The 21,364-nt window shown below is 70.5% G+C and carries 15 protein-coding genes and 1 tRNA gene; 15 read left to right on the top strand and 1 reads right to left on the bottom strand.

Features of this window, described 5'->3' with window-relative positions:
• Window positions 1–254: 254 nt before the first annotated feature.
• From ABZ656_RS04495 to ABZ656_RS04485, 3 genes are read left to right on the top strand one after another with little or no spacing between them, the layout of a single operon-like run.
• Window positions 255–461, top strand: a complete 207-nt coding sequence (locus tag ABZ656_RS04495) for a DUF4244 domain-containing protein (protein ID WP_101399637.1) — start codon at window positions 255–257, stop codon at window positions 459–461.
• A complete protein-coding gene (locus ABZ656_RS04490; RefSeq protein WP_101399639.1) occupies window positions 448–849 on the top strand; it encodes a TadE family type IV pilus minor pilin in 402 nt (133 codons plus the stop codon). Before ABZ656_RS04495 ends, ABZ656_RS04490 begins: the two co-directional genes overlap by 14 nt.
• Entirely contained in the window at window positions 846–1,292 is a 447-nt protein-coding gene (locus ABZ656_RS04485) for an Rv3654c family TadE-like protein (protein WP_101399640.1), read from the top strand. Before ABZ656_RS04490 ends, ABZ656_RS04485 begins: the two co-directional genes overlap by 4 nt.
• Here ABZ656_RS04485 and ABZ656_RS04480 read toward each other — a convergent pair.
• Window positions 1,258–3,711 carry a DEAD/DEAH box helicase gene (locus ABZ656_RS04480; protein ID WP_360264402.1) on the bottom strand — a complete coding sequence of 818 codons (2,454 nt, stop codon included), beginning with the start codon at window positions 3,709–3,711 and terminating at the stop codon, window positions 1,258–1,260. The genes ABZ656_RS04485 and ABZ656_RS04480 overlap by 35 nt on opposite strands.
• A gap of 80 nt (window positions 3,712–3,791) precedes the next feature.
• On the opposite strand from ABZ656_RS04480, the gene bldG reads away from it, so the two are divergent.
• From bldG to ABZ656_RS04420, 12 genes are all read left to right on the top strand, one after another.
• Entirely contained in the window at window positions 3,792–4,133 is a 342-nt protein-coding gene (gene bldG, locus ABZ656_RS04475) for an anti-sigma factor antagonist BldG (protein WP_010986038.1), read from the top strand.
• A 116-nt stretch (window positions 4,134–4,249) separates the two neighbouring features.
• The gene (locus tag ABZ656_RS04470) at window positions 4,250–4,684 is read left to right on the top strand and encodes an ATP-binding protein (RefSeq protein WP_101399644.1); all 435 of its coding nucleotides are present in this window, start codon (window positions 4,250–4,252) and stop codon (window positions 4,682–4,684) included.
• A 298-nt stretch (window positions 4,685–4,982) separates the two neighbouring features.
• Window positions 4,983–7,388 (top strand): sodium-translocating pyrophosphatase, encoded by a 2,406-nt coding sequence (locus ABZ656_RS04465; RefSeq protein ID WP_101399646.1) that lies wholly within the window; start codon window positions 4,983–4,985, stop codon window positions 7,386–7,388.
• A 212-nt stretch (window positions 7,389–7,600) separates the two neighbouring features.
• Window positions 7,601–8,185 (top strand): small secreted protein, encoded by a 585-nt coding sequence (locus tag ABZ656_RS04460; protein ID WP_101399648.1) that lies wholly within the window; start codon window positions 7,601–7,603, stop codon window positions 8,183–8,185.
• A 245-nt stretch (window positions 8,186–8,430) separates the two neighbouring features.
• Complete coding sequence (locus tag ABZ656_RS04455) at window positions 8,431–9,960, top strand: class I SAM-dependent methyltransferase (RefSeq protein ID WP_180361985.1); 1,530 nt, start codon at window positions 8,431–8,433, stop codon at window positions 9,958–9,960.
• Between the two features lie 332 nt (window positions 9,961–10,292).
• Complete coding sequence (locus ABZ656_RS04450) at window positions 10,293–10,994, top strand: hypothetical protein (RefSeq protein ID WP_360264398.1); 702 nt, start codon at window positions 10,293–10,295, stop codon at window positions 10,992–10,994.
• 107 nt (window positions 10,995–11,101) lie between these two features.
• A complete protein-coding gene (locus tag ABZ656_RS04445; protein ID WP_101399652.1) occupies window positions 11,102–11,299 on the top strand; it encodes a hypothetical protein in 198 nt (65 codons plus the stop codon).
• A 236-nt stretch (window positions 11,300–11,535) separates the two neighbouring features.
• On the top strand, window positions 11,536–14,349 hold the full coding sequence (gene topA / locus ABZ656_RS04440; RefSeq protein WP_101399654.1) for a type I DNA topoisomerase: 2,814 nt from the start codon (window positions 11,536–11,538) through the stop codon (window positions 14,347–14,349).
• A 173-nt stretch (window positions 14,350–14,522) separates the two neighbouring features.
• Window positions 14,523–17,840 carry a dTMP kinase gene (gene tmk, locus ABZ656_RS04435; RefSeq protein ID WP_360264394.1) on the top strand — a complete coding sequence of 1,106 codons (3,318 nt, stop codon included), beginning with the start codon at window positions 14,523–14,525 and terminating at the stop codon, window positions 17,838–17,840.
• Between the two features lie 173 nt (window positions 17,841–18,013).
• A complete protein-coding gene (locus ABZ656_RS04430; protein WP_360264391.1) occupies window positions 18,014–19,219 on the top strand; it encodes a DNA polymerase III subunit delta' in 1,206 nt (401 codons plus the stop codon).
• A gap of 298 nt (window positions 19,220–19,517) precedes the next feature.
• On the top strand, window positions 19,518–21,077 hold the full coding sequence (locus ABZ656_RS04425) for an alpha/beta hydrolase (protein ID WP_360264388.1): 1,560 nt from the start codon (window positions 19,518–19,520) through the stop codon (window positions 21,075–21,077).
• Window positions 21,078–21,184: 107 nt separating this feature from the next.
• Window positions 21,185–21,258 (top strand) — tRNA-Thr (locus tag ABZ656_RS04420).
• Window positions 21,259–21,364 lie beyond the last annotated feature (106 nt).

The following is a 21,364-nucleotide window of genomic DNA, read 5'->3' as shown; positions in this document are numbered from 1 at the left end:
GCCATGGAGGCCCGCGCCGAGCGGGGCCGCACCGCGACGGCGCGGGCGCGTCGGGCAGCTGTCATGGTCACCGCGCCCGTGGGGCTGTGCTTTCTTCCCGCGTTCCTCGCGATGGGCGTCCTGCCCGTGGTGATCGGGCTGGCGGACGGGGTGCTGGGAGGGGGTGGCGGATGACGGGCTACGGCTTGGGCTGAGCAACGGACGATCAGCTGAACGACGGACGATCAACAGGGTCGAACCTTACGGGGGTTGAGATGTGCAAGACGGTGGGCGTACGGATGCGGGCGTGGCTGCTGGGTCTGGTGGTGCGTAGGGACGCGGGAATGGTCACCTCCGAGTACGCGGTGGGTGTCCTTGCGGCGGTGGCTTTCGCGGCGGTGCTCTACAAGGTGGTGACGAGTGGCCAGGTCGGCGCGGAGTTGCAGGACATCGTGGGGCGGGCGCTCAATGCCCCGATGTGAACGCGGGACGGCGGGTTGGGGCCGGGACCGAAGCCGGGGCCGGGACCGGGGATTTGTGACCGCCGAGGCCGCCGTGGTGCTGCCCTCTCTGGTGCTCGTCGGAATGGCGCTGGTCTGGGCCCTGCTCGCCGCGTCGGCGCAGATCCAGTGCGTGGACGCGGCCAGGGCGGGCGCCCGGGCGGCGGCCCGCCAGGACCCGCCGGACACGGTGGTGGCGACGACCCGCCGCGCGGCACCGCGCGGCGCCAGGGTCACGGTGACCCGGGAGGGCGCCCTCGTCCGGGTCACGGTCGAGGCGAGCGCGCCGGGACCGGACGGACTGTCGCTGGAGCTGAGCGACGAGGCCGTGGCACTGGCGGAGGAGACGGTGGGGGTGGTGACGGGATGAGGGTCTGGAGCCGCGGTCACGTCGCGCGGACGGCCGCGTGGGACAGATGGCACACCTACCGGACCCGTTGCTCGGACAGAGGATCGGCCACCGTCTGGACCGTCGGGGCGATCGCCGTGCTGTGTGTCGTGTTCGGGGCCGTCCTGGCCATGGGACAGGCGGTCGTGGTCCGGCACCGCGCGGCGGGGGCGGCCGACCTGGCCGCGCTCGCCGCGGCGGACCACTGGTCGGACGGCGGCACCGCGGCCTGCGCCCAGGCGGACCGGGTGGCGCGGGCCCAGCGGGCCCGGCTGGTGCGGTGCGCCGTGGAGGGCGAGATCTCGGACGTCACGGCCGCGTCGGGCGCCGGACCCTTCGACGCGGAGGTCAGGTCCAGAGCCGGTCCCGCGAGACCACAGGAGCCGGGGCCTAGCCCTCCGGCGTCCCCCGCAGCAGCTCCGTGAGCAGCCGCACAGCGCCCCGTTTGTGCAGCGGCTCGTTGCCGTTGCCGCACTTGGGGGACTGGATGCACGACGGGCAGCCGGCCTCGCACTCGCAGGATGCGATGGCCTGCCGGGTGGCGGTGAGCCAGGCGCGGGCGGTGTGGAAGGCGCGCTCCGCGAAGCCCGCGCCGCCCGGGTGGCCGTCGTAGACGAAGACCGTGGGCAGGAGCGTGTCCGGGTGCAGCGGGATGGACACGCCGCCGATGTCCCAGCGGTCGCAGGTGGCGAACAGCGGGAGCATGCCGATCGACGCGTGCTCGGCGGCGTGCAGAGCGCCGCCGAGGATCTCCGGGCTGATCCGGGCCGCGTCCAGCTGGTCCTCGGTGACCGTCCACCACACGGCGCGGGTGCGGAGCGTACGAGGAGGGAGGTCGAGTTTCGACTCGCCCAGCACTTCACCGGTGATGACACGACGACGCAGGAAGGAGACGACCTGGTTGGTGACTTCGACGGAGCCGTAGCACAACCGGCCCTCGCCCCAGGGGACTTCGGTGTCCGTCTCCAGGACGGAGATGGACGTCGTGTCGCGGGCGACCGTCGAATACGGCGGGTTGGCCTCCTCGACCAGGGCGACGGAGTCCTCCAGGTCCAGGTGCTTCACCAGGTACGTACGGCCCTGGTGGAGGTGGACCGCGCCCTCGTGGACCGTGGTGTGCGCGGAGCCCGCGTCGACCGTGCCGAGCAGCCGCCCGGTCCCGGCCTCGACGATCTGTACCGGACTGCCGCCCTCGCCGCGGATGTCGGTCAGGTCGGCGGCCCGCTCCCGACGGGTCCAGTGCCACGCCGTCGTCCGCCGGCGCAGCAGCTTCGCGGCCTCCAGCTGTGGCAGCAGATCCGCGGCGGCCGGGCCGAAGAGCTCCAGATCCTCTTCGGTGAGGGGGATCTCGGAGGCGGCGGCGCACAGGTGCGGGGCGAGGACGTACGGGTTGTCGGGGTCGAGGACGGTGGATTCCACCGGCTGGTCGAACAGGGCCTCGGGGTGGTGCACGAGGAATGTGTCCAGCGGGTCGTCGCGGGCGACGAGGACGGCGAGTGCGCCCTGCCCCGAGCGGCCGGCGCGGCCCGCCTGCTGCCACAGGGAGGCCCGGGTGCCCGGGTAGCCCGCGATGACGACGGCGTCCAGGCCGGAGACGTCGATGCCGAGTTCGAGGGCGGTGGTGGCGGCGAGGCCGAGGAGTTCGCCGGAGTGCAGGGCGCGCTCCAGAGCGCGGCGTTCCTCGGGGAGGTAGCCGCCGCGGTAGGCGGCCACGCGCCGGGCCAGTGAGCGGTCGATCTCGGCGAGACGCTCCTGGGCGATCACCGCGATCAGCTCGGCGCCGCGGCGGGACCGTACGAAGGCGACGGAGCGCACGCCCTGGAGGGTCAGGTCGGTGAGGAGGTCGGCCGTCTCGGCGGTGGCGGTACGCCGAACAGGTGCTCCCTTCTCGCCGTGCAGCTCGGTGAGCGGGGGCTCCCAGAGTGCGAACACGAGTTCGCCGCGAGGGGAGGCGTCGTCGGCGATCTCGACGACCGGGAGGCCGGTCAGCCGACGGGCGGCGACCGAGGGCTCCGCGCCGGTCGCGGAGGCCAGCAGGAAGACCGGGGAGGAGCCGTAGCGGGCGCACAGACGGCGCAGCCTGCGCAGTACCTGGGCCACGTGGGAGCCGAAGACGCCGCGGTAGGTGTGGACCTCGTCGATGACGACGTACTTCAGGGCGCGGAGGAAGGAGGACCAGCGGGGGTGGGAGGGCAATATCCCGCGGTGCAGCATGTCGGGGTTGGTCAGGACGTAGTTGGCGTACTGCCGTACCCACTCGCGTTCCTCGAACGGAGTATCGCCGTCGTACACGGCTGGGCGAACCGCATTGCCCAAAGGTTGTGAAAGTTCCTTCACCGAACGGCGCTGATCGGCTGCAAGGGCCTTTGTGGGGGCCAGATAGAGCGCGGTGGCCCCCCGGCCGTTCGGAGCCTCGGAGCCGTCCAGGAGGGCCGTCAGGACCGGTGTGAGGTACGCCAGGGACTTTCCCGAGGCGGTGCCGGTGGCGACGATCACGGAGTCGCCGTCCAGAGCGTGCTCGGCGGCCAGTGCCTGGTGGGCCCAGGGGTGCTCGATGCCCGCGGCCTGCACCGCGGCGATGACCTCCGGACGGATCCGGTCGGGCCACACTGCATGGCGACCCGCCCGCGGGGGCAAGTGCTCCGTATGAGTGATGCGCGAAGCCCGGCTCGGCCCCGAGGCGAGCCGGTCAAGGACCGTGCCCGGATCGGGGCGGGAAGCGGTGTCCGTCGAGGGTCGATCGGATCGGTGATTCTTGGCCATCGGCACCGAGTGTGTCACTGGCGTGACCGACAATGGGCCCAAGGCGTCGTGCACGCCTGCCGGTAAGTGATTGAATGCCATCGCGGCTGGCGAACCGTCCCGGGGGCTCTGCCGAGGTGTCCCTTGGGATGACCGCTCGATAGCAAGGTGCTGGAGGATCCGTGGACCTGTCCCTGTCGACCCGTACCGTCGGCGATCGTACGGTCGTCGAGGTCGGTGGCGAAATCGATGTATATACCGCGCCCAAGCTGCGCGAGCAGCTGGTCGAGCTGGTGAACGACGGCAATTTTCACCTTGTCGTCGACATGGAGGGCGTGGACTTCCTCGACTCCACCGGGCTCGGCGTGCTGGTGGGCGGCCTGAAGCGTGTGCGTGCCCATGAGGGCTCGCTGCGACTGGTCTGCAACCAGGAGCGCATTCTGAAGATCTTCCGCATCACCGGTCTCACCAAGGTGTTCCCCATCCACACCTCGGTCGAGGAAGCGGTAGCGGCCACCGACTGACCCCGTACCCGGGCCTCACGAGTGATGTGGCGTCCGAGACGGTAGAAGCAATGGACGGGGGACCGGGCCTCGGCGGCCTGGCCCCCTGACAGCACGCCCGTAGTTGAGGGGGATGCATGGCCACCGTTGAACTCCGCTTCAGCGCGCTGCCCGAGCACGTCAGGACCGCCCGACTGGTGGCGGCAGCGGTGGCGCGCAGGGCCGGAGTGGACGAGGCCGTCCTCGACGAGGTCAGACTCGCCGTCGGCGAGGCCTGTACTCGTGCCGTCGGACTGCACCAGAGCAACGGCATCTCGGCGCCGGTGCAGGTGAAGCTGATCGAGGAGGAGAAGCAGTTCTCCATCGAGGTCGGCGACGAGGCGCCGCGTTCGGCGCCCGGTGAGACGGCACCCGGTGCCTCGGGTGATCCGGACATGGATGCCGAGGAGGACGAGATGGGCCTCGCGGTCATCAGTGGCCTCGTCGACGATGTCGAAGTCACCGCCGGTGCACACGGTGGACTGATCAAGATGAGCTGGCCGACCACGCCGCCGGCCGCGCTCGTTCCCTGATCGCACCCCCGCAACACACTCGAAGGGCCCTGCTGAGCAGGGCCCTTTTTGTATGCCCGCTCCGGCCGGGGTCCCGCCCGGCCTTTTCGTGAATTCATTCACGATCAATCACGCGATTATTGGATCAAGCGTCAACGCTTTTAGGGCATTACTTCTTTTGGGTTCCATCGATGCCCGTCGATCATTTGCTGATGGGCATGTGAAGGCGAATTCCGCTTACCGGGCACTGTTTTGATCAGGTTCCGGTACCTACAATCCGTCCACATCTTGAGCTCAGCACAGGCGTCAAGGAGGACGAATGGCGGGGCTTTCTACCCCTCATCAGTTTGACCATCCCACAACCTTCGCATCCGCAGTACTGACCAATGACAATCGCTTGATCGTGATGGTCATCGGTGCCGTGGCCCTGGCGGCCCTGGCGGTCGCCGGGGTGCTGGTACGGCAAGTGCTCGCGGCAGGCGAGGGCACCGACAGCATGAAGAAGATCGCGACGGCCATCCAGGAAGGCGCGAACGCCTACCTGGGCCGGCAGATGCGCACGCTCGGTGTATTCGCCGTCGTGGTCTTCTTCCTGCTCATGCTGCTGCCCGCGGACGACTGGAATCAGCGCGCCGGACGATCGATCTTCTTCCTGATCGGCGCGGCGTTCTCGGCGACCACCGGTTATATCGGTATGTGGCTCGCCGTACGCAGCAACGTCCGCGTGGCCGCCGCGGCAAGGGAAGCGACTCCGGCCGAGGGTGAACCCGAAAAGGATCTCACCGCCGTCTCGCACAAAGCCATGAAGATCGCTTTTCGTACCGGCGGCGTCGTCGGCATGTTCACGGTGGGGCTCGGTCTGCTGGGAGCCTCCTGTGTGGTGCTGGTGTACGCGGCCGACGCGCCGAAGGTCCTGGAGGGCTTCGGTCTCGGCGCGGCGCTGATCGCCATGTTCATGCGTGTGGGCGGCGGCATCTTCACCAAGGCCGCCGACGTCGGCGCCGACCTGGTCGGCAAGGTCGAGCAGGGCATTCCGGAGGACGATCCGCGCAATGCCGCGACCATCGCCGACAACGTGGGCGACAACGTCGGCGACTGCGCCGGCATGGCCGCGGACCTCTTCGAGTCGTACGCCGTCACACTCGTCGCCGCGTTGATCCTCGGCAAGGCGGCGTTCGGCGACGCCGGGCTCGCCTTCCCGCTGATCGTGCCCGCGATCGGCGTCCTCACCGCGATGGTCGGCATCTTCGCGGTGGCACCCCGGCGCTCCGACCGCAGCGGCATGTCCGCGATCAACCGCGGCTTCTTCATCTCCGCGGTGATCTCTTTGGTGCTGGTGGCGGCGGCCGTCTTCGTCTACCTGCCGGGGAAGTACGCCGACCTCGACGGCGTCACGGACGCGGCGATCAGGGCCAAGGACGGCGACCCGCGGATCCTCGCGGTCGTCGCGGTGGCCATCGGCATCGTGCTCGCCGCCCTCATCCAGCAGCTGACCGGCTACTTCACCGAGACCACCCGTCGTCCCGTACGGGACATCGGTAAGAGCTCGCTCACCGGCGCGGCCACCGTTGTCCTGGCCGGTATCTCCATCGGTCTGGAATCGGCCGTCTACACCGCCCTGCTGATCGGCCTCGGCGTCTACGGGGCCTTCCTGCTCGGCGGTACGTCGATCATCCTCGCGCTGTTCGCGGTGGCGCTCGCCGGAACCGGCCTGCTCACCACGGTCGGCGTCATCGTCGCCATGGACACCTTCGGTCCGGTCTCCGACAACGCGCAGGGCATCGCCGAGATGTCCGGCGACGTCACGGGCGCGGGCGCCCAGGTGCTCACCGACCTGGACGCGGTGGGCAACACCACCAAGGCCATCACCAAGGGCATCGCCATCGCCACGGCCGTCCTCGCGGCCTCGGCGCTCTTCGGCTCGTACCGGGACGCGATCCTCACCGCCGCGAACGACGTGGGCGAGAAGGTCTCCGGGCCCGGCGCGCCACTGAACCTGATGATGGACATCTCGCAGCCCAACAACCTGGTGGGCCTGATCGCGGGCGCGGCGGTCGTCTTCCTGTTCTCGGGCCTCGCGATCAACGCGGTGTCCCGGTCCGCGGGGGCCGTGGTCTACGAGGTGCGGCGGCAGTTCCGCGAGCACCCCGGGATCATGGACTACACGGAGAAGCCGGAGTACGGGCGGGTCGTCGACATCTGCACCAAGGACGCCCTGCGGGAGCTGGCCACTCCGGGTCTGCTCGCCGTCCTGGCGCCCATCGCCATCGGCTTCACGCTCGGCGTCGGCGCGCTCGGTTCGTATCTGGCGGGCGCGATCGGCACCGGCACGCTGATGGCGGTCTTCCTCGCCAACTCCGGAGGTGCCTGGGACAACGCGAAGAAACTCGTCGAGGACGGCCACCACGGCGGCAAGGGCAGCGAGGCCCATGCCGCCACGGTGATCGGCGACACCGTCGGTGACCCCTTCAAGGACACCGCGGGCCCCGCGATCAACCCGCTCCTCAAGGTGATGAACCTGGTGGCGCTGCTGATCGCACCCGCGGTCGTGAAGTTCTCGTACGGCGACGACAAGAACCTCGGTATGCGCATCCTGATCGCGGTGCTCTCGATCCTTGTGATCGTGGGCGCGGTGTACATCTCCAAGCGGCGCGGGATCGCCGTGGGTGACGAAGGCAACGCGGAACGAGTGTCGAAGTCTCACGACGCCGCGGTGGTTTCGTAGGGTTCGGGTCTTTGGGCAGGTCCCCACGGGCGGGCGGCACGCAGCGACGTGCCGCCCGCCCGTCGTTCGTGTGTGTTCACACCTGTGTCGTGAGCCTTCTCTCGCGTGGAGCAAATAGCCGCAATAGAGACTAAATCGGAAATTCACCATGGGGGTGACACCCGTGCGGCGTGTAAGTTCCGGGGCCGAGAGCCACGGAAGGGACCAATCCGGTGAACAAGAAGCTCACGGCCGCACTGTCCGGCGGTGCGGTACTGGTGCTGGCGCTGTCGGCATGCAGCAGCGGTAGTAGTAGCAAGGACGACAAGCTGGACCCCTGGGCCAAGCAGGTCTGTGACGCGGTGCAGCCGCAGGTCCAGAAGATCGCGGCCGCCAACACCGCGATCCAGAAGGAGACCACGGACCAGAGCGCACCGGCGGACGTGCAGAAGGCCGACTCCAAGGGCTTCCAGGACATCTCCGACGCCTACAAGGCGATGGCGGCCGCCATCGAGAAGGCCGGCCCGCCGGACGTGGACGGCGGCAAGACCAAGCAGGAGAACGCGGTCAAGGAGCTCAACGCCCTCTCCGCCTCCTACGCCGATCTGGGGAAGCAGTCCGACGCGCTGAACACGAAGGACCAGGCGAAGTTCGCGGACGGTCTCGACGGCGTCGCCAAGCAGTTGGAGAAGCTCAGCAAGACCGGGACCGACGCCCTGAAGGAGCTCGAAGCGGGCGACGTCGGCAAGGCGATGGCCAAGCAGGTGAGCTGCAAGTCCGCCTCCGCGTCCGCCTCGCCGGCGACCACCCAGGGCTGACCCCCGGAGAACGACCGCGGAGCGACCGCAGAGCGGGATCCGCCCCGTCACCCGGAAAGAGCCCGGTACGCGCGCGTACCGGGCCCGTGGCGCATGCCCCACAGCTCTCGGCGCAAGCCCACGACTGTCGACGACGCATGCCCACGGCTACCGGCGCAAGCCCCCACGACTCCTCGTGCGGGCTTGTCCGCATTGGCACGGGCTCTGTCCATAGGTGTGCGTCCCTTTCGGCGGGAACGGACACAATGGGGGACGTGAGTCACACCAGCCTGTCACCGTTGCCCTCGTCCGACCGCGTCGACGTCGCCGCTCGGCTGCGGGACGCCCTGCTCGGCGCCTCCTTCACCGCCGACGGCCTGCTCGACCTGCTCGGCGCCCCCGCGTACGCGGCGCTGGCGCGCAGCGAGACCGTGCCCGCGCTCCGGGCGACCCGCGGGGACACACCGCTGGAGACGCTCGTACGGCTGTTCCTGCTCCAGCAGCCCGTGCCGCACGCGCGCGTGGCGGACGTACTGCCGGTGGAGGACTGCCTGGCGAGCGGCTGGCTGACCCGGGCGGGCGCGGACGAGATCGCCGCGACCGTGGACATCCGGCCGTACGGCGGGCCCGGCGGCGAGGACTGGTTCATCGTGTCCGACCTGGGGTGTGCCGTCGGCGGCGCGGGCGGCATCGGCAGCCGCGAGGAGGGTGTCGTCCTCGGTGTGGGCGGCGCGTCCACGACCCTGGCCGGCATCACCGTCCGTACGCCCGTCTCCTCCGCGCTCGACCTCGGCACCGGCTCCGGGATCCAGGCCCTGCACGCCGCGCAGCACGCCACGCGCGTGACCGCGACCGACCTCAACCCGCGCGCCCTGCACATCACCGCGCTCACCCTCGCGATCTCCGGTGCCCCGGCGGCCGATCTGCGTGAGGGCTCCCTCTTCGAACCGATCGCGGACGACGAGACGTACGACCTGATCGTCTCGAACCCGCCCTTCGTGATCTCGCCCGGCGCCCGGCTCACCTACCGCGACGGCGGGATGGGCGGGGACGATCTGTGCCGCACGCTCGTTCAGCAGGCGGGAGAGCGGCTCAGTGACGGGGGGTACGCGCAGTTCCTGGCCAACTGGCAGCACGTGGAGGGTGAGGACTGGCAGGACCGGCTGCGCTCCTGGGTGCCGCGCGGCTGTGACGCCTGGATCGTGCAGCGCGAGGTGCAGGACGTCACGCAGTACGCGGAGTTGTGGCTGCGCGACGCGGGCGACCACCGCGACGACCCTGCCGAGTACCAGGCGCGGTACGACGCCTGGCTGGACGAGTTCGAGGCCCGCAAGGTCAAGGCCGTCGGCTTCGGATGGATCACGCTGCGCAGAACGGCGGCCGCCGAGCCGTCCATCACGGTCGAGGAGTGGCCGCACTCCATCGAGCAGCCGCTCGGCGAGACCGTGCGCGCGCACTTCGACCGCGTCGACTACCTGCGGGCGAGCGACGACGCGGCCCTGCTCGCCGGTCACTTCAGGCTCGTCGCCGAGGTCGTCCAGGAGCAGGTCGGGCTGCCCGGCGCCGAGGACCCGGAGCACGTGGTGCTGCGTCAGCACCGGGGGATGCGCCGGGCCACCAAGGTGGACACGGTCGGCGCGGGCTTCGCGGGCGTGTGCGACGGCACGCTGAGCGCCGGGCGGATCCTGGACGCCATCGCCCAATTGGTCGGCGAGGACCCGGTGTTGCTGCGTGACCGGACGCCCGCGCAGATCCGGCTGCTGGTGGAGCAGGGGTTCCTCGAGCCCGCGGAGTGAAGGGCTGGGTCGCATGTGCCTGTTCTGGCGGGATTGGGCCAACATTGATCAGGATTGGTCGGTAAAAGGGCTCCTGTCAGTGGTGCGTGCGAAGCTACCTTCAAGAGACAAGCTCCATGCGTCCTCGGGGGAGGCGCGCTGTCTCGGGGGAGGTGCCATGGCGGGGGAGACGCCGGATCAGGGCGAGGTCAGGGTCATCGGCGGCCGGTACCGGCTCGGACGCCCACGACGAGGGCGACGACGGGGGCACGAAGGACACGACGGCGAAGAAGCGCCCCACGGGGAGTCCGTCGCCGGGACCGACGGGGCCGGTGTATCCGTACGGTGAACAGGTGGGCCTCACCAAGCCGTTGCAGGCCGGGGACTGTGTGAAGGCGGTCTGGTCGGGGCCCACCTTCAAGTCGGCGCTCAACCTGGGCGTCGTGAACTGCGCCAAGGACTGGCCGGACGGCCAGGTCGTGGCCGTCGACACGGCCGACGACTACGCCGACGCCCTCGCCCATGGCGCGCAGCGCTGCACCAGCCAGAGCACGGCGACGGCCGACGCCCTGCCCGACGCGGGTGTGTACGCCGTCGTACCGACGAAGGACGGGTTCGGCGCGGCCAAAGGCGGTACGGCATGTCTCGTGCTCGGACGGCATGTCGCGATAGGCGGCGAGGTGGGGCGGTTCCGGGACGCGGGCGTGAACCTGTGGCCCACTCAGATGGGCACCGGGGACTGCTGGAACTACGCGGAGAAGGACAAGAGCTTCGATGCTCACCTGGCGGACTGCGGCGAGCCGCATACCGACCAGGTGATCGGCACCGCGCAGGCCGCGGCGGGCATGGACTACAAGAAGGCCCTCGCCCAGGGAGGCAAGCTCCGTACCAACAAGTTCGCGTCGAGTTGGGCGTCCGACACGGAGCACACCGTCTCGGGTTGGCTGGCCGGTGAGGAGGAGTGGAATCAAGGTTTCAGCAAAGTCGTGTGCACCGTGAGACGGGTCGACGGCACGCGGACGAGCGAGCGGATACCCGACCCCGCCACGGTCTGAGCGGTCCATGGTGCGCCGTCTTCCCGGCGTTCACCGCAGGTTCGCACGTCGGCTTCCGGGGAGTGGCAGCCTCCCCACCCGGGGGCCCGGGGTGGAAGGACATATCAATGGAAAGCGGACCGGCAATCTTCGTGGGGACGGTGTTCGCCCTGTTCGGAGGCGGACTGCTGGTCTGGACCGCGGTGCGGGTGCGACACGGCGAGCCCGTCGCCGCCGGTGTGAACCGCGTCGCATCGGCGACGCTCGCCGGCGTCGCCGGAGCGGGTGCGCTGGTACTGGGGATGTGGTGTTTTACGCGCGCGTGAGAGGCGGGTCTCCGGTAACTGAGAGGTCACGCTCCGGATAGGCCTGAAAGGGCTGCTGGACACTCCGGGCGGCAGGAATGGCGGTAGTCGGGTTACCGTTCGAGTGGCCGTTGCGGGCTTTTCCCGTTTGACACGGGGGCGGGATGTACCGTCACACTCCGCAGCGTCAGCATGACCCGACCCCCGGGACCAAGGCCTGGGGAGACCCCCTGCGTCGACCGGAGAGAAGAGCGAAGTTGTCCCCGACCAGCGACACCGCACACGGCGGCCGCCGACTCGTCATCGTCGAGTCGCCTGCCAAGGCGAAGACGATCAAGGGCTATCTCGGCCCCGGCTATGTCGTCGAAGCGAGCGTCGGGCACATCCGCGACCTCCCCAACGGTGCCGCGGAGGTGCCCGAGGAGTACACCGGCGAGGTGCGCCGCCTCGGCGTGGACGTCGAGCACGACTTCCAGCCCATCTATGTGGTCAACGCCGACAAGAAGGCCCAGGTCAAGAAGCTCAAGGACCTGCTGCGCGACTCCGACGAGCTCTACCTCGCCACCGATGAGGACCGCGAGGGCGAGGCCATCGCGTGGCACCTCCAGGAAGTGCTCAAGCCCAAGGTCCCGGTCAAGCGGATGGTCTTCCACGAGATCACCAAGGCCGCGATCCAGGCCGCCGTCGCCAACCCGCGCGAGCTCAACCAGAAGCTCGTCGACGCCCAGGAGACCCGCCGTATCCTCGACCGCCTCTATGGCTACGAGGTCTCGCCGGTCCTGTGGAAGAAGGTCATGCCGCGGCTGTCGGCGGGCCGTGTGCAGTCCGTGGCGACCCGGCTCGTCGTCGAGCGGGAGCGCGAGCGCATCGCCTTCCGCTCCGCCGAGTACTGGGACCTGACCGGCACCTTCCTCACCGGCCGCGCCGGTGACGCCAGCGACCCGTCCAACCTGGTCGCCCGCCTCACCACGGTCGACGGCAAGCGCGTCGCCCAGGGCCGCGACTTCGACTCGCTCGGTCAGCTGAAGAGCGCGAACACGCTGCACCTGGACGAGACCAACGCCCGTGCGCTGGCCGCCGCCCTGGAGAACACGAACTTCGCGGTCCGCTCGGTCGAGTCCAAGCCGTACCGCCGCTCGCCGTACGCGCCGTTCCGCACGACGACCCTCCAGCAGGAGGCCTCGCGCAAGCTCGGCTTCGGCGCGAAGGCCACCATGCAGGTGGCCCAGAAGCTGTACGAGAACGGCTTCATCACGTACATGCGTACGGACTCCACGACCCTCTCGGAAACGGCGATCTCCGCCGCCCGCGCCCAGGTCACGCAGCTCTACGGCGCCGACTACCTGCCGGCCCAGCCGCGGACGTACGCCGGGAAGGTCAAGAACGCGCAGGAGGCGCACGAGGCGATCCGTCCCTCGGGTGATCGTTTCCGCACCCCGGCCGAGACGGGCCTGACCGGCGACCAGTTCAAGCTGTACGAGCTGATCTGGAAGCGGACCGTCGCCTCCCAGATGAAGGACGCGGTCGGCAACTCCGTGACCGTGAAGATCGCGGGCACGGCCTCCGACGGCCGCGACGCCGAGTTCAGCGCGTCCGGCAAGACGATCACCTTCCACGGCTTCCTGAAGGCGTACGTCGAGGGCGCGGACGACCCGAACGCCGAGCTCGACGACCGTGAGCGCCGTCTCCCGCAGGTCAACGAGGGTGACCCGCTGTCCGCCGAGGAGATCACGGTCGACGGGCACGCCACCAAGCCCCCGGCCCGCTACACCGAGGCGTCGCTGGTCAAGGAGCTCGAAGAGCGCGAGATCGGCCGCCCGTCGACGTACGCGTCGATCATCGGCACGATCCTCGACCGCGGATACGTGTTCAAGAAGGGCACGGCACTCGTGCCGTCCTTCCTGTCCTTCGCCGTGGTCAACCTCCTGGAGAAGCACTTCGGACGGCTCGTCGACTACGACTTCACGGCCAAGATGGAGGACGACCTCGACCGCATCGCGCGGGGCGAGGCGCAGGCCGTGCCGTGGCTCAAGCGGTTCTACTTCGGCGAGGGCGACGCCGCGGGCGCAGCCGAGGCCGGCAACGGCGACGGGGACCACCTGGGCGGCCTCAAGGAGCTCGTCACCGACCTGGGCGCCATCGACGCCCGCGAGGTGTCGTCCTTCCCGGTCGGCGAGGGCATCGTGCTGCGTGTGGGCCGCTACGGCCCGTACATCGAGCGCGGTGAGAAGGACTCCGAGAACCACCAGCGCGCGGACGTGCCCGAGGACCTGGCCCCGGACGAGCTGAGCATCGAGCTCGCGGAGGAGCTGCTCGCCAAGCCGAGCGGTGACTTCGAGCTAGGTACGGACCCGGAGTCGGGCCACCAGATCATCGCCAGGGACGGCCGCTACGGCCCGTACGTCACCGAGGTGCTCCCCGAGGGCACCCCGAAAACGGGCAAGAACGCCGTCAAGCCGCGTACCGCCTCACTCTTCAAGTCGATGTCGCTCGACACGGTGACGCTCGGCGACGCCCTCAAACTGATGTCCCTGCCGCGCGTCGTCGGCAAGGATGCCGAGGGCGTGGAGATCACCGCGCAGAACGGGCGCTACGGGCCGTACCTGAAGAAGGGCACGGACTCGCGCTCCCTGCAGTCCGAGGACCAGCTCTTCACCATCACCCTCGAAGAGGCGCTGGAGATCTACTCCCAGCCCAAGCAGCGCGGGCGCGCGGCCGCCAAGCCGCCGCTCAAGGAGCTGGGCGAGGACCCGGTCAGCGGGAAGCCCGTCGTGGTCAAGGACGGCCGTTTCGGGCCGTACGTGACCGACGGCGAGACCAACGCGACCCTGCGCTCCGCCGACAGCGTCGAGGAGATCACTCCGGAGCGCGGCTACGAGCTGCTGGCGGAGAAGCGCGCCAAGGCTCCCGCCAAGAAGACCGCGAAGAAGGCCGCCGCCAAGAAGACGGCGACCAAGAAGGCCCCTGCCAAGAAGACCGCCGCGAAGAAGACGACGACTTCGAAGACGGCTGCCAAGAAGGCTCCGGCCAAGAAGGCCGTTGCCAAGAAGACGGCGGCTTCGGAGAACTGAGGTCCGGGCTCGCTGTCAGGTCTCGGCGGCCGCTGTCAGGTCTCGGCGGCTCGGCCAGGTCTCGCGGCCTCTGTCAGATTCAGATGTGGACGCCCCTACACCTTTCGGTGTGGGGGCGTCCACATGTTCGGGCACCCCTACGGGCAGTCAGTGGGGCCGGATAGGCTTGCAGGATGACGCGAGCCGAGCAGCCAACGGCCCCCACTCCGGCCCCCGACGACGCCCTGGTCGCAGATTCCCGCGAGCGCGCCGTCCGCGCGTTGCTGCGCCGACCTCAGCTGAAACGGTTGTGGAGCGCCCACCTGGTGGGCGGTGTCGGCGACACCCTGGCCCTGCTCGTGCTGGTCATCCTCGTCCTTCAGGCGGCGATCGCGGAGGGTTCCTTCGGCGGTGGCTACCGCGGGGTCGCCCTGGCCGTGGCGGCCGTCTTCGGGGCACGCATTCTGGCCACGCTGCTCTTCGGAGCCGTACTCCTCGGGCCGCTCACCTCGCTGACGTCCCAGGAGGGGCCGCTCGACCGGCGCTGGACCATGGTCGGAGCCGACGGACTGCGCGCCGTGCTCATGCTCCTCGCGCCCCTGTGGATCGACTGGACCCCGGACAACGCACTCGCCGCCCTCCTCGTCCTCGCCTTCGTGACCGGCGTCGCCGAGCGCTTCTGGACGGTGTGCCGGGAGAGCGCGGCGCCCGCGCTGCTGCCCGCGCCGCCGCTGGAGGGCGCCACCGTACGCCCACTGCCGGACCACCTGGACGCGCTGCGGCGCCTGTCACTGCGAACGGCCTTCGTGGCGGTGCCGATCGCGGCCGCCACGCTCGTCGTGGTGTCGCTCGTCAGCAACCTGCTGGGTGCCGGGATCGCCTGGTTCGACCAGCACCAGGGGGCGCTCGCCTCGTACGTCGCCGCCGGACTGTTCGCCGCCTCGCTCTCGGTGCTCACATTCCTCGAACTGCCCGACACCCGCACCCCGCGTGCGCGCTCGCCCCTGGAGGGCCTGCGCCGCCCCAAGACGGGCACGGGCGTCGACAAGGGCCGTACCGGCGCGATCCCGCTCCTGGTGCTCGCCTGCGCGGCCGTCGCCGCGGCGGTCGCGGCCGCCGTCGCCGTCTCCGTGCTGCAGGCCAAGGACCTGGGCGGCGGGCCGGTCACGTACGGCCTGCTGGTGCTGGCGCTGACCGGGGGTGTCGTCATCGGCATCCGGACGGCCCCCTCCGTGCTGCCGTCGCTGTCGCGGCGCAGGCTGCTCTCGCTGGCGATCGCGTTCACCGGGATCGCGCTGCTGGCCGCCGGTCTGGTCCCGGACGTCACCACGGTGTTGCTGATCGCCGCCCTCGCGGGCGTCGGCGCGGGCGTCGCCGCGAACACCGGGCACGCGCTGCTCGACCAGGAGACCGAGGAGTACCGGCGGGCGCGTACGACGGAACATCTGCACGCTGTCGTACGGGTCTCTGTGGCGCTCGGCGCCCTGCTGGCGCCCGTGGTGGCCGCAGCGATCGGCCCGCACCGGCTCGAGAACGGCAAGTTCGTGTTCGCGCACGGAGGCGCCGCCTTCACGCTGATGCTGGTGGGTGCCCTGCTGCTGCCGGTCGCCGCCCTGGTGCTCGCCAAGGTCGACGACCGCTCCGGAGTGCCGCTGCGGCACGACCTGCTGGACGCGCTGCGCGGCGGCGACGACCCGGTGCAGAATCCCACCGCGAACGGGTTCTTCATCGCCCTGGAGGGCGGCGACGGGGCCGGGAAGTCGACGCAGGCGGAAGCGCTCGCGGAGTGGATCCGCGCGAAGGGCCACGAGGTCGTGGTGACCCGCGAGCCGGGCGCCACGCCGGTCGGCAAGCGGCTGCGGTCGATCCTGCTGGACGTGTCGTCGGCGGGCCTGTCACACCGCGCGGAGGCGCTGCTGTACGCCGCCGACCGCGCCGAGCACGTGGACACGGTGGTGCGGCCCGCGCTGGAGCGGGGCGCCGTCGTCATCTCCGACCGCTACATCGACTCGTCGGTGGCCTACCAGGGAGCCGGCCGGGACCTGTCCCCGACCGAGATCGCCCGCATCAACCGATGGGCGACCAACGGACTGGTGCCGCATCTGACGGTGCTCCTCGACGTCTCCCCGGAGGCGGCGCGTGAGCGCTTCACGGAGGCGCCCGACCGGCTGGAGTCGGAGCCGGTCGAGTTCCACACGCGCGTACGGTCCGGTTTCCTGACGCTGGCCGCCGCCGACCCGGGCCGGTACCTGGTCGTCGACGCCGCCCAGGAGCCCGAGGCGGTCACCACCGTCGTCCGGCACCGGCTCGACGTGATGCTGCCCCTCTCCGAGGCCGAGGTGAAGGCCCAGGAGGAGGCACGCAAGGCGGCCGAGGAGGAGGCCCGGCGCAAGGCTGAGGAAGAGGCCGCCCGCAAGGCCGAGGAAGAGCGACTGGAGCGCGAGCGCCAGGAACAGCTCGCCCGGCTGCGTGCGGAGGAAGAGGAGCGCAAGCAGCGCGAGCTGGAGGAGGCTCAGCGGCGCGAGGCCGAGCGTCAGGCGGAGGAGGCCCGACAGCGCGCCGAGGAGGCCCGCCGCCGGGCCGAGGAGGAGCGGGCGCGGCTGCTGGCCGAGGAGCAGGCCCAGGCCGCCGAGCAGGACCGGCTGCGCAGGCTGGCCGAGGAGCAGGCACGGCTGCGGGCCGAGGCCGAGGAGCGCCGCCTGGAGAAGCAGCGCAAGGCCGAGGAGGCGCTGCTGCGGGCCGAGGAGGCGCGACGGGCCGCGACGGAGACGGCGGCAGCGGCAGCAGCGGCGGCCGCGGCGGCTTCGACGTCCGCTTCCGCTTCTGCTTCGACCGCGGCTTCTGCTTCAGCTCCTGCGTCGGCTTCTCCTTCCGCTTCGGCACCTGTGGGTTCTGGCGAGTCGTCGGCCGCGGGTCCCGTGGCAGACAACGAGACGACGGTGCCCACGCCGGTCGTGACGCCCCCGAGCACCTCGGGCGGCTCGGTGGACGAGACGACGGTGCTGCGGCCCGTGCGCTCCGGAGAGAGCCGCGAGGGTTCCCGTTCCGACTCGGAGGAGACGGCCAAGCTGCCGAAGCCGCCCGTGCCCGAGGAAGCGGCCGAGAAGACGGCCGTGCTCCCGCCGGTGGTTCCGGGGGCCGCGGACGAGACGACCGTGCTGCCGCCGGTGGCGCCGGGCGCGGCCGACGAGACGGCGGTGCTTCCTCCGGTACGCGACGCGGGCGCGGGTGCCGCCCCGGACGCCGGTGCGGGTGATCCCGCGGACCGGGTGCCTCCGGGGTTCTTCCGGGACGAGCGGCCCGAGCCCCGGCCCGAGAGGGCCGGTGACCGTACGCGCGAACTGCCCCAGGTCAATGCCGAAGGCGCACCGCGCCGCCGCCCTCGTTCCGACTGGGCGGAGGAAACCCCGCTCGACGATCTCCCGACCCTGGCGGACGAGCTGCTGGGCCCGCGTGACGACGACGAGCAGGACGACGGGAGCGAGGGACGGCGCGGTCGCCGCCGTCGCTGAGCCGCCGTTGGGAGCCGCTCCTGAGAGCGGCTGCCGAGAGCGGCGGCACCGCTGCCTGGCCGTGGTTCGAGGTTCGTGGTTCGTGGTTCGTGGAGCGGTCCGGGGACCTGTTGTCAGTGGCGACCCGCACAATGGACGCGGCAAGGCAAAGTGCGACGAAAGGGCGGTGCCCCGTGCCTGTATGGGACGACCTGGTGGGCCAGGACAAGGTGAGCGAGCAGCTCGCCGCCGCCGCTCGTGACGCCGACGCCCTCGTTTCGGCGGTCGCCGCGGACACCCCGCTCCCCGAGGCGTCCAAGATGACGCACGCCTGGCTGTTCACCGGCCCGCCCGGCTCCGGGCGTTCCACCGCGGCGCGGGCCTTCGCGGCGGCGCTCCAGTGCGTGAGCCCCGACCGCGCGCTGGGCGGAGTTCCCGGCTGCGGCTTCTGCGACGGCTGCCACACCAGCCTGATCGGGACGCACGCCGATGTGCAGATCGTCCGCACCGACCTCCTCTCCATCGGTGTCAAGGAGACCCGCGACCTGGTCCGCCGCGCCCAGATGTCCCCGGCGACCGGCCGTTGGCAGGTCATCGTCCTGGAGGACGCGGACCGCCTCACGGAGGGCGCGGGCAACGTCCTTCTGAAGGCCGTAGAGGAACCGGCCCCCCGTACGGTCTGGCTGCTCTGCGCGCCCTCCATCGAGGACGTCCTGCCCACCATCCGCTCCCGCTGCCGCCTGCTCACCCTGCGCACCCCGCCGGTGGACGCGGTGGCCGACATCCTCGTCCGCCGTGATGGCATCGAGCCCGCTGTCGCGGCGGCCGCCGCCCGCGCGACACAGGGGCACATCGGGCGCGCCCGCCGTCTCGCCACGGACCAGCGTGCCCGTGAGCGCCGGGCCGCCGTCCTCAAGCTCCCGCTGCGGGTCGACGACATCGGCGGCTGTCTCAAGGCGGCCCAGGAGCTGATCGACACGGCCTCGGAGGACGCCAAGCAGCTCGCCGAGGAAGTCGACGTCAAGGAGACCGAAGACCTGAAGACGGCCCTCGGCGCGTCGCAGGGCGGCCGTATGCCGCGTGGCACCGCGGGCGTCATGAAGGAGCTGGAGGACCGGCAGAAGCGCCGGAGAACGCGTACGCAGCGCGACAGCCTGGACCTGGCCCTCATCGACCTCACCGGCTTCTACCGCGACGTCCTCGCCCTCCAGCTCGGCTCCCGGGTGGCCCTCGCCAACACGGAGGCCGAGGATGTACTCGAGCGCCTAGCCCGCGGCAGCTCGCCGGAGGCGACCCTTCGCCGGATCGACGCGATCGCCGCGTGCCGCGAGGCACTGGACCGCAATGTGGCCCCGCTGCTGGCGGTGGAGGCGATGACGATGGCGCTGCGGGCGGGCTGAGCCGAGAGTCTCGACGGCACGCTCGAGCCGATGAACTGGAGCCGACAGCGACCAGCCGACAGCCGGGCCGGGCCGGGCCGTGCCCGGGAGCCGGAGTGAGGAGCTGAGGCGAGGTGTGGGGACCAGGAGTTGAGTCGCCGTGTTGACGGAATCACTCGTACGAGGCACATCCACGACTGTTGGTGATCATCGAGTCGCTCAGGGTTACGCTCGCGAGATGTACTCCAGGTACTTCAGGCGCACCCCCCGGCCGCCCCGGTCCCGTCGGCCGAACCGACCCCGCGGTGCGATCCGCGCGATGCGTACCGTCCGTGCGGGCGGCGTGCTGCTCGCCGCCACCGCGCTGCTCGTCTCTGCCTGCTCCACGGGAAGTTCGACCAGGACGGCCACGACGTCGGCGGACGCGGTGCTGGCCGCACTGCCCCGCGCCACACCCTCCACGCTGTCGTCGTACTACAACCAGAAGCTGGCCTGGCGCAGCTGCGGCGCCTCCGGCTTCGAGTGCGCCACGATGAAGGCGCCTCTCGACTACGCGAAACCGGCCTCGGGCGACGTCAAGCTGGCCGTGGCCCGCAAGAAGGCGACGGGTCCCGGCAAGCGCATCGGCTCGCTGCTGGTCAACCCGGGCGGCCCGGGCGGCTCGGCGGTGGGCTACCTGCAGTCGTACGCGGGGATCGGCTACCCGGCTGAGGTCCGTGCCCGCTACGACATGGTCGCGGTCGACCCGCGCGGGGTGGCCCGCAGCGAGCCCGTCGAGTGCCTCACCGGCCACCAGATGGACACGTACACGGAGACGGACGTCACCCCCGACGACAAGAAGGAGACGGGTGAACTGGTCGACGCGTACAAGAAGTTCGCCGAGGGCTGCGGCCGGCACTCGCCGAACCTGCTGCGGCACGTGTCCACGGTCGAAGCGGCCCGGGACATGGACATCCTGCGCGCGGTCCTGGGCGACCAGAAGCTGAACTACGTGGGGGCGTCGTACGGGACGTTCCTCGGGGCGACGTACGCGGGCCTGTTCCCGGACCGGGTGGGCCGCATGGTCCTGGACGGCGCGATGGACCCGTCCCTGTCCGCACGCAAACTCAACCAGGACCAGACGGCGGGCTTCGAGACGGCGTTCCAGTCCTTCGCGAAGGACTGCGTGCGCCACAGCGACTGCCCGCTGGGTGGCCCGGGCGCGAGCCCGGACCAGGTCGGCAAGAACCTCAGCGCCTTCTTCAAGAAGCTCGACGCGAAGCCGATCCCGACGGGCGACGCGGGAGGCCGCAAGCTCGGCGAGGCGCTCGCGACGACGGGCGTGATCGCGGCGATGTACGACCAGGCGGCGTGGCCGCAGCTGCGCGAGGCGCTCACCGCGGCGATGAAGGACAAGGACGGCGCGGGCCTGCTCGCCCTCTCCGACAGCTATTACGAGCGCGACGCCGACGGCAAGTACGCGAACCTGATGTTCGCCAACGCGGCCGTGAACTGCCTCGACCTCCCGGCGGCCTTCTCCACACCCGACCAGGTGGAGAAGGGTCTTCCCGGCTTCGAGAAGGCGTCCCCCGTCTTCGGTGACGGCCTGGCCTGGGCCTCCCTCAACTGCGCGTACTGGCCCGTGAGGCCCACCGGCGAGCCGCACCGCATCGAGGCGAAGGGCGCGGGCCCGATCCTCGTGGTCGGCACCACCCGGGACCCGGCCACCCCCTATGCCTGGGCCAAGTCCCTCGCCTCCCAGCTCTCCTCCGGAGTCCTCCTCACCTACGTCGGCGACGGTCACACCGCGTACGGCCGCGGCAGCGTCTGCATCGACTCCACGATCGACCGCTACCTCCTCCAGGGCACCCCTCCCGCGAAGGGAAAGCGCTGCTCATAGCCCTCCCACACGCCCCGGAAGCGGCCCTCCCGGGGCGTGTACAGAGCACCCTCGGAAACTGTGTAGACTTACCGACGTTGCTGATCGCACCATAGTGCGGACAGCGCGCCGCCTTAGCTCAGATGGCCAGAGCAACGCACTCGTAATGCGTAGGTCTCGGGTTCGAATCCCGAAGGCGGCTCTGTGGAAGCCCCAGGATTCTCACTCGCCGTGACCTGGGGCTTTTGCTTGTTCATTGCCCACCACGCTTCCTGTGAGAGCCGGGCGCTACTGTCCCCTAGTTGCAG

Source organism: Streptomyces sp. NPDC007095, from assembly GCF_040634475.1.
Lineage (GTDB): Bacteria > Actinomycetota > Actinomycetes > Streptomycetales > Streptomycetaceae > Streptomyces.
The sequence above is the reverse complement of the archived record's forward strand: the minus strand, read 5'-3'. Positions and strand labels throughout refer to the sequence as shown.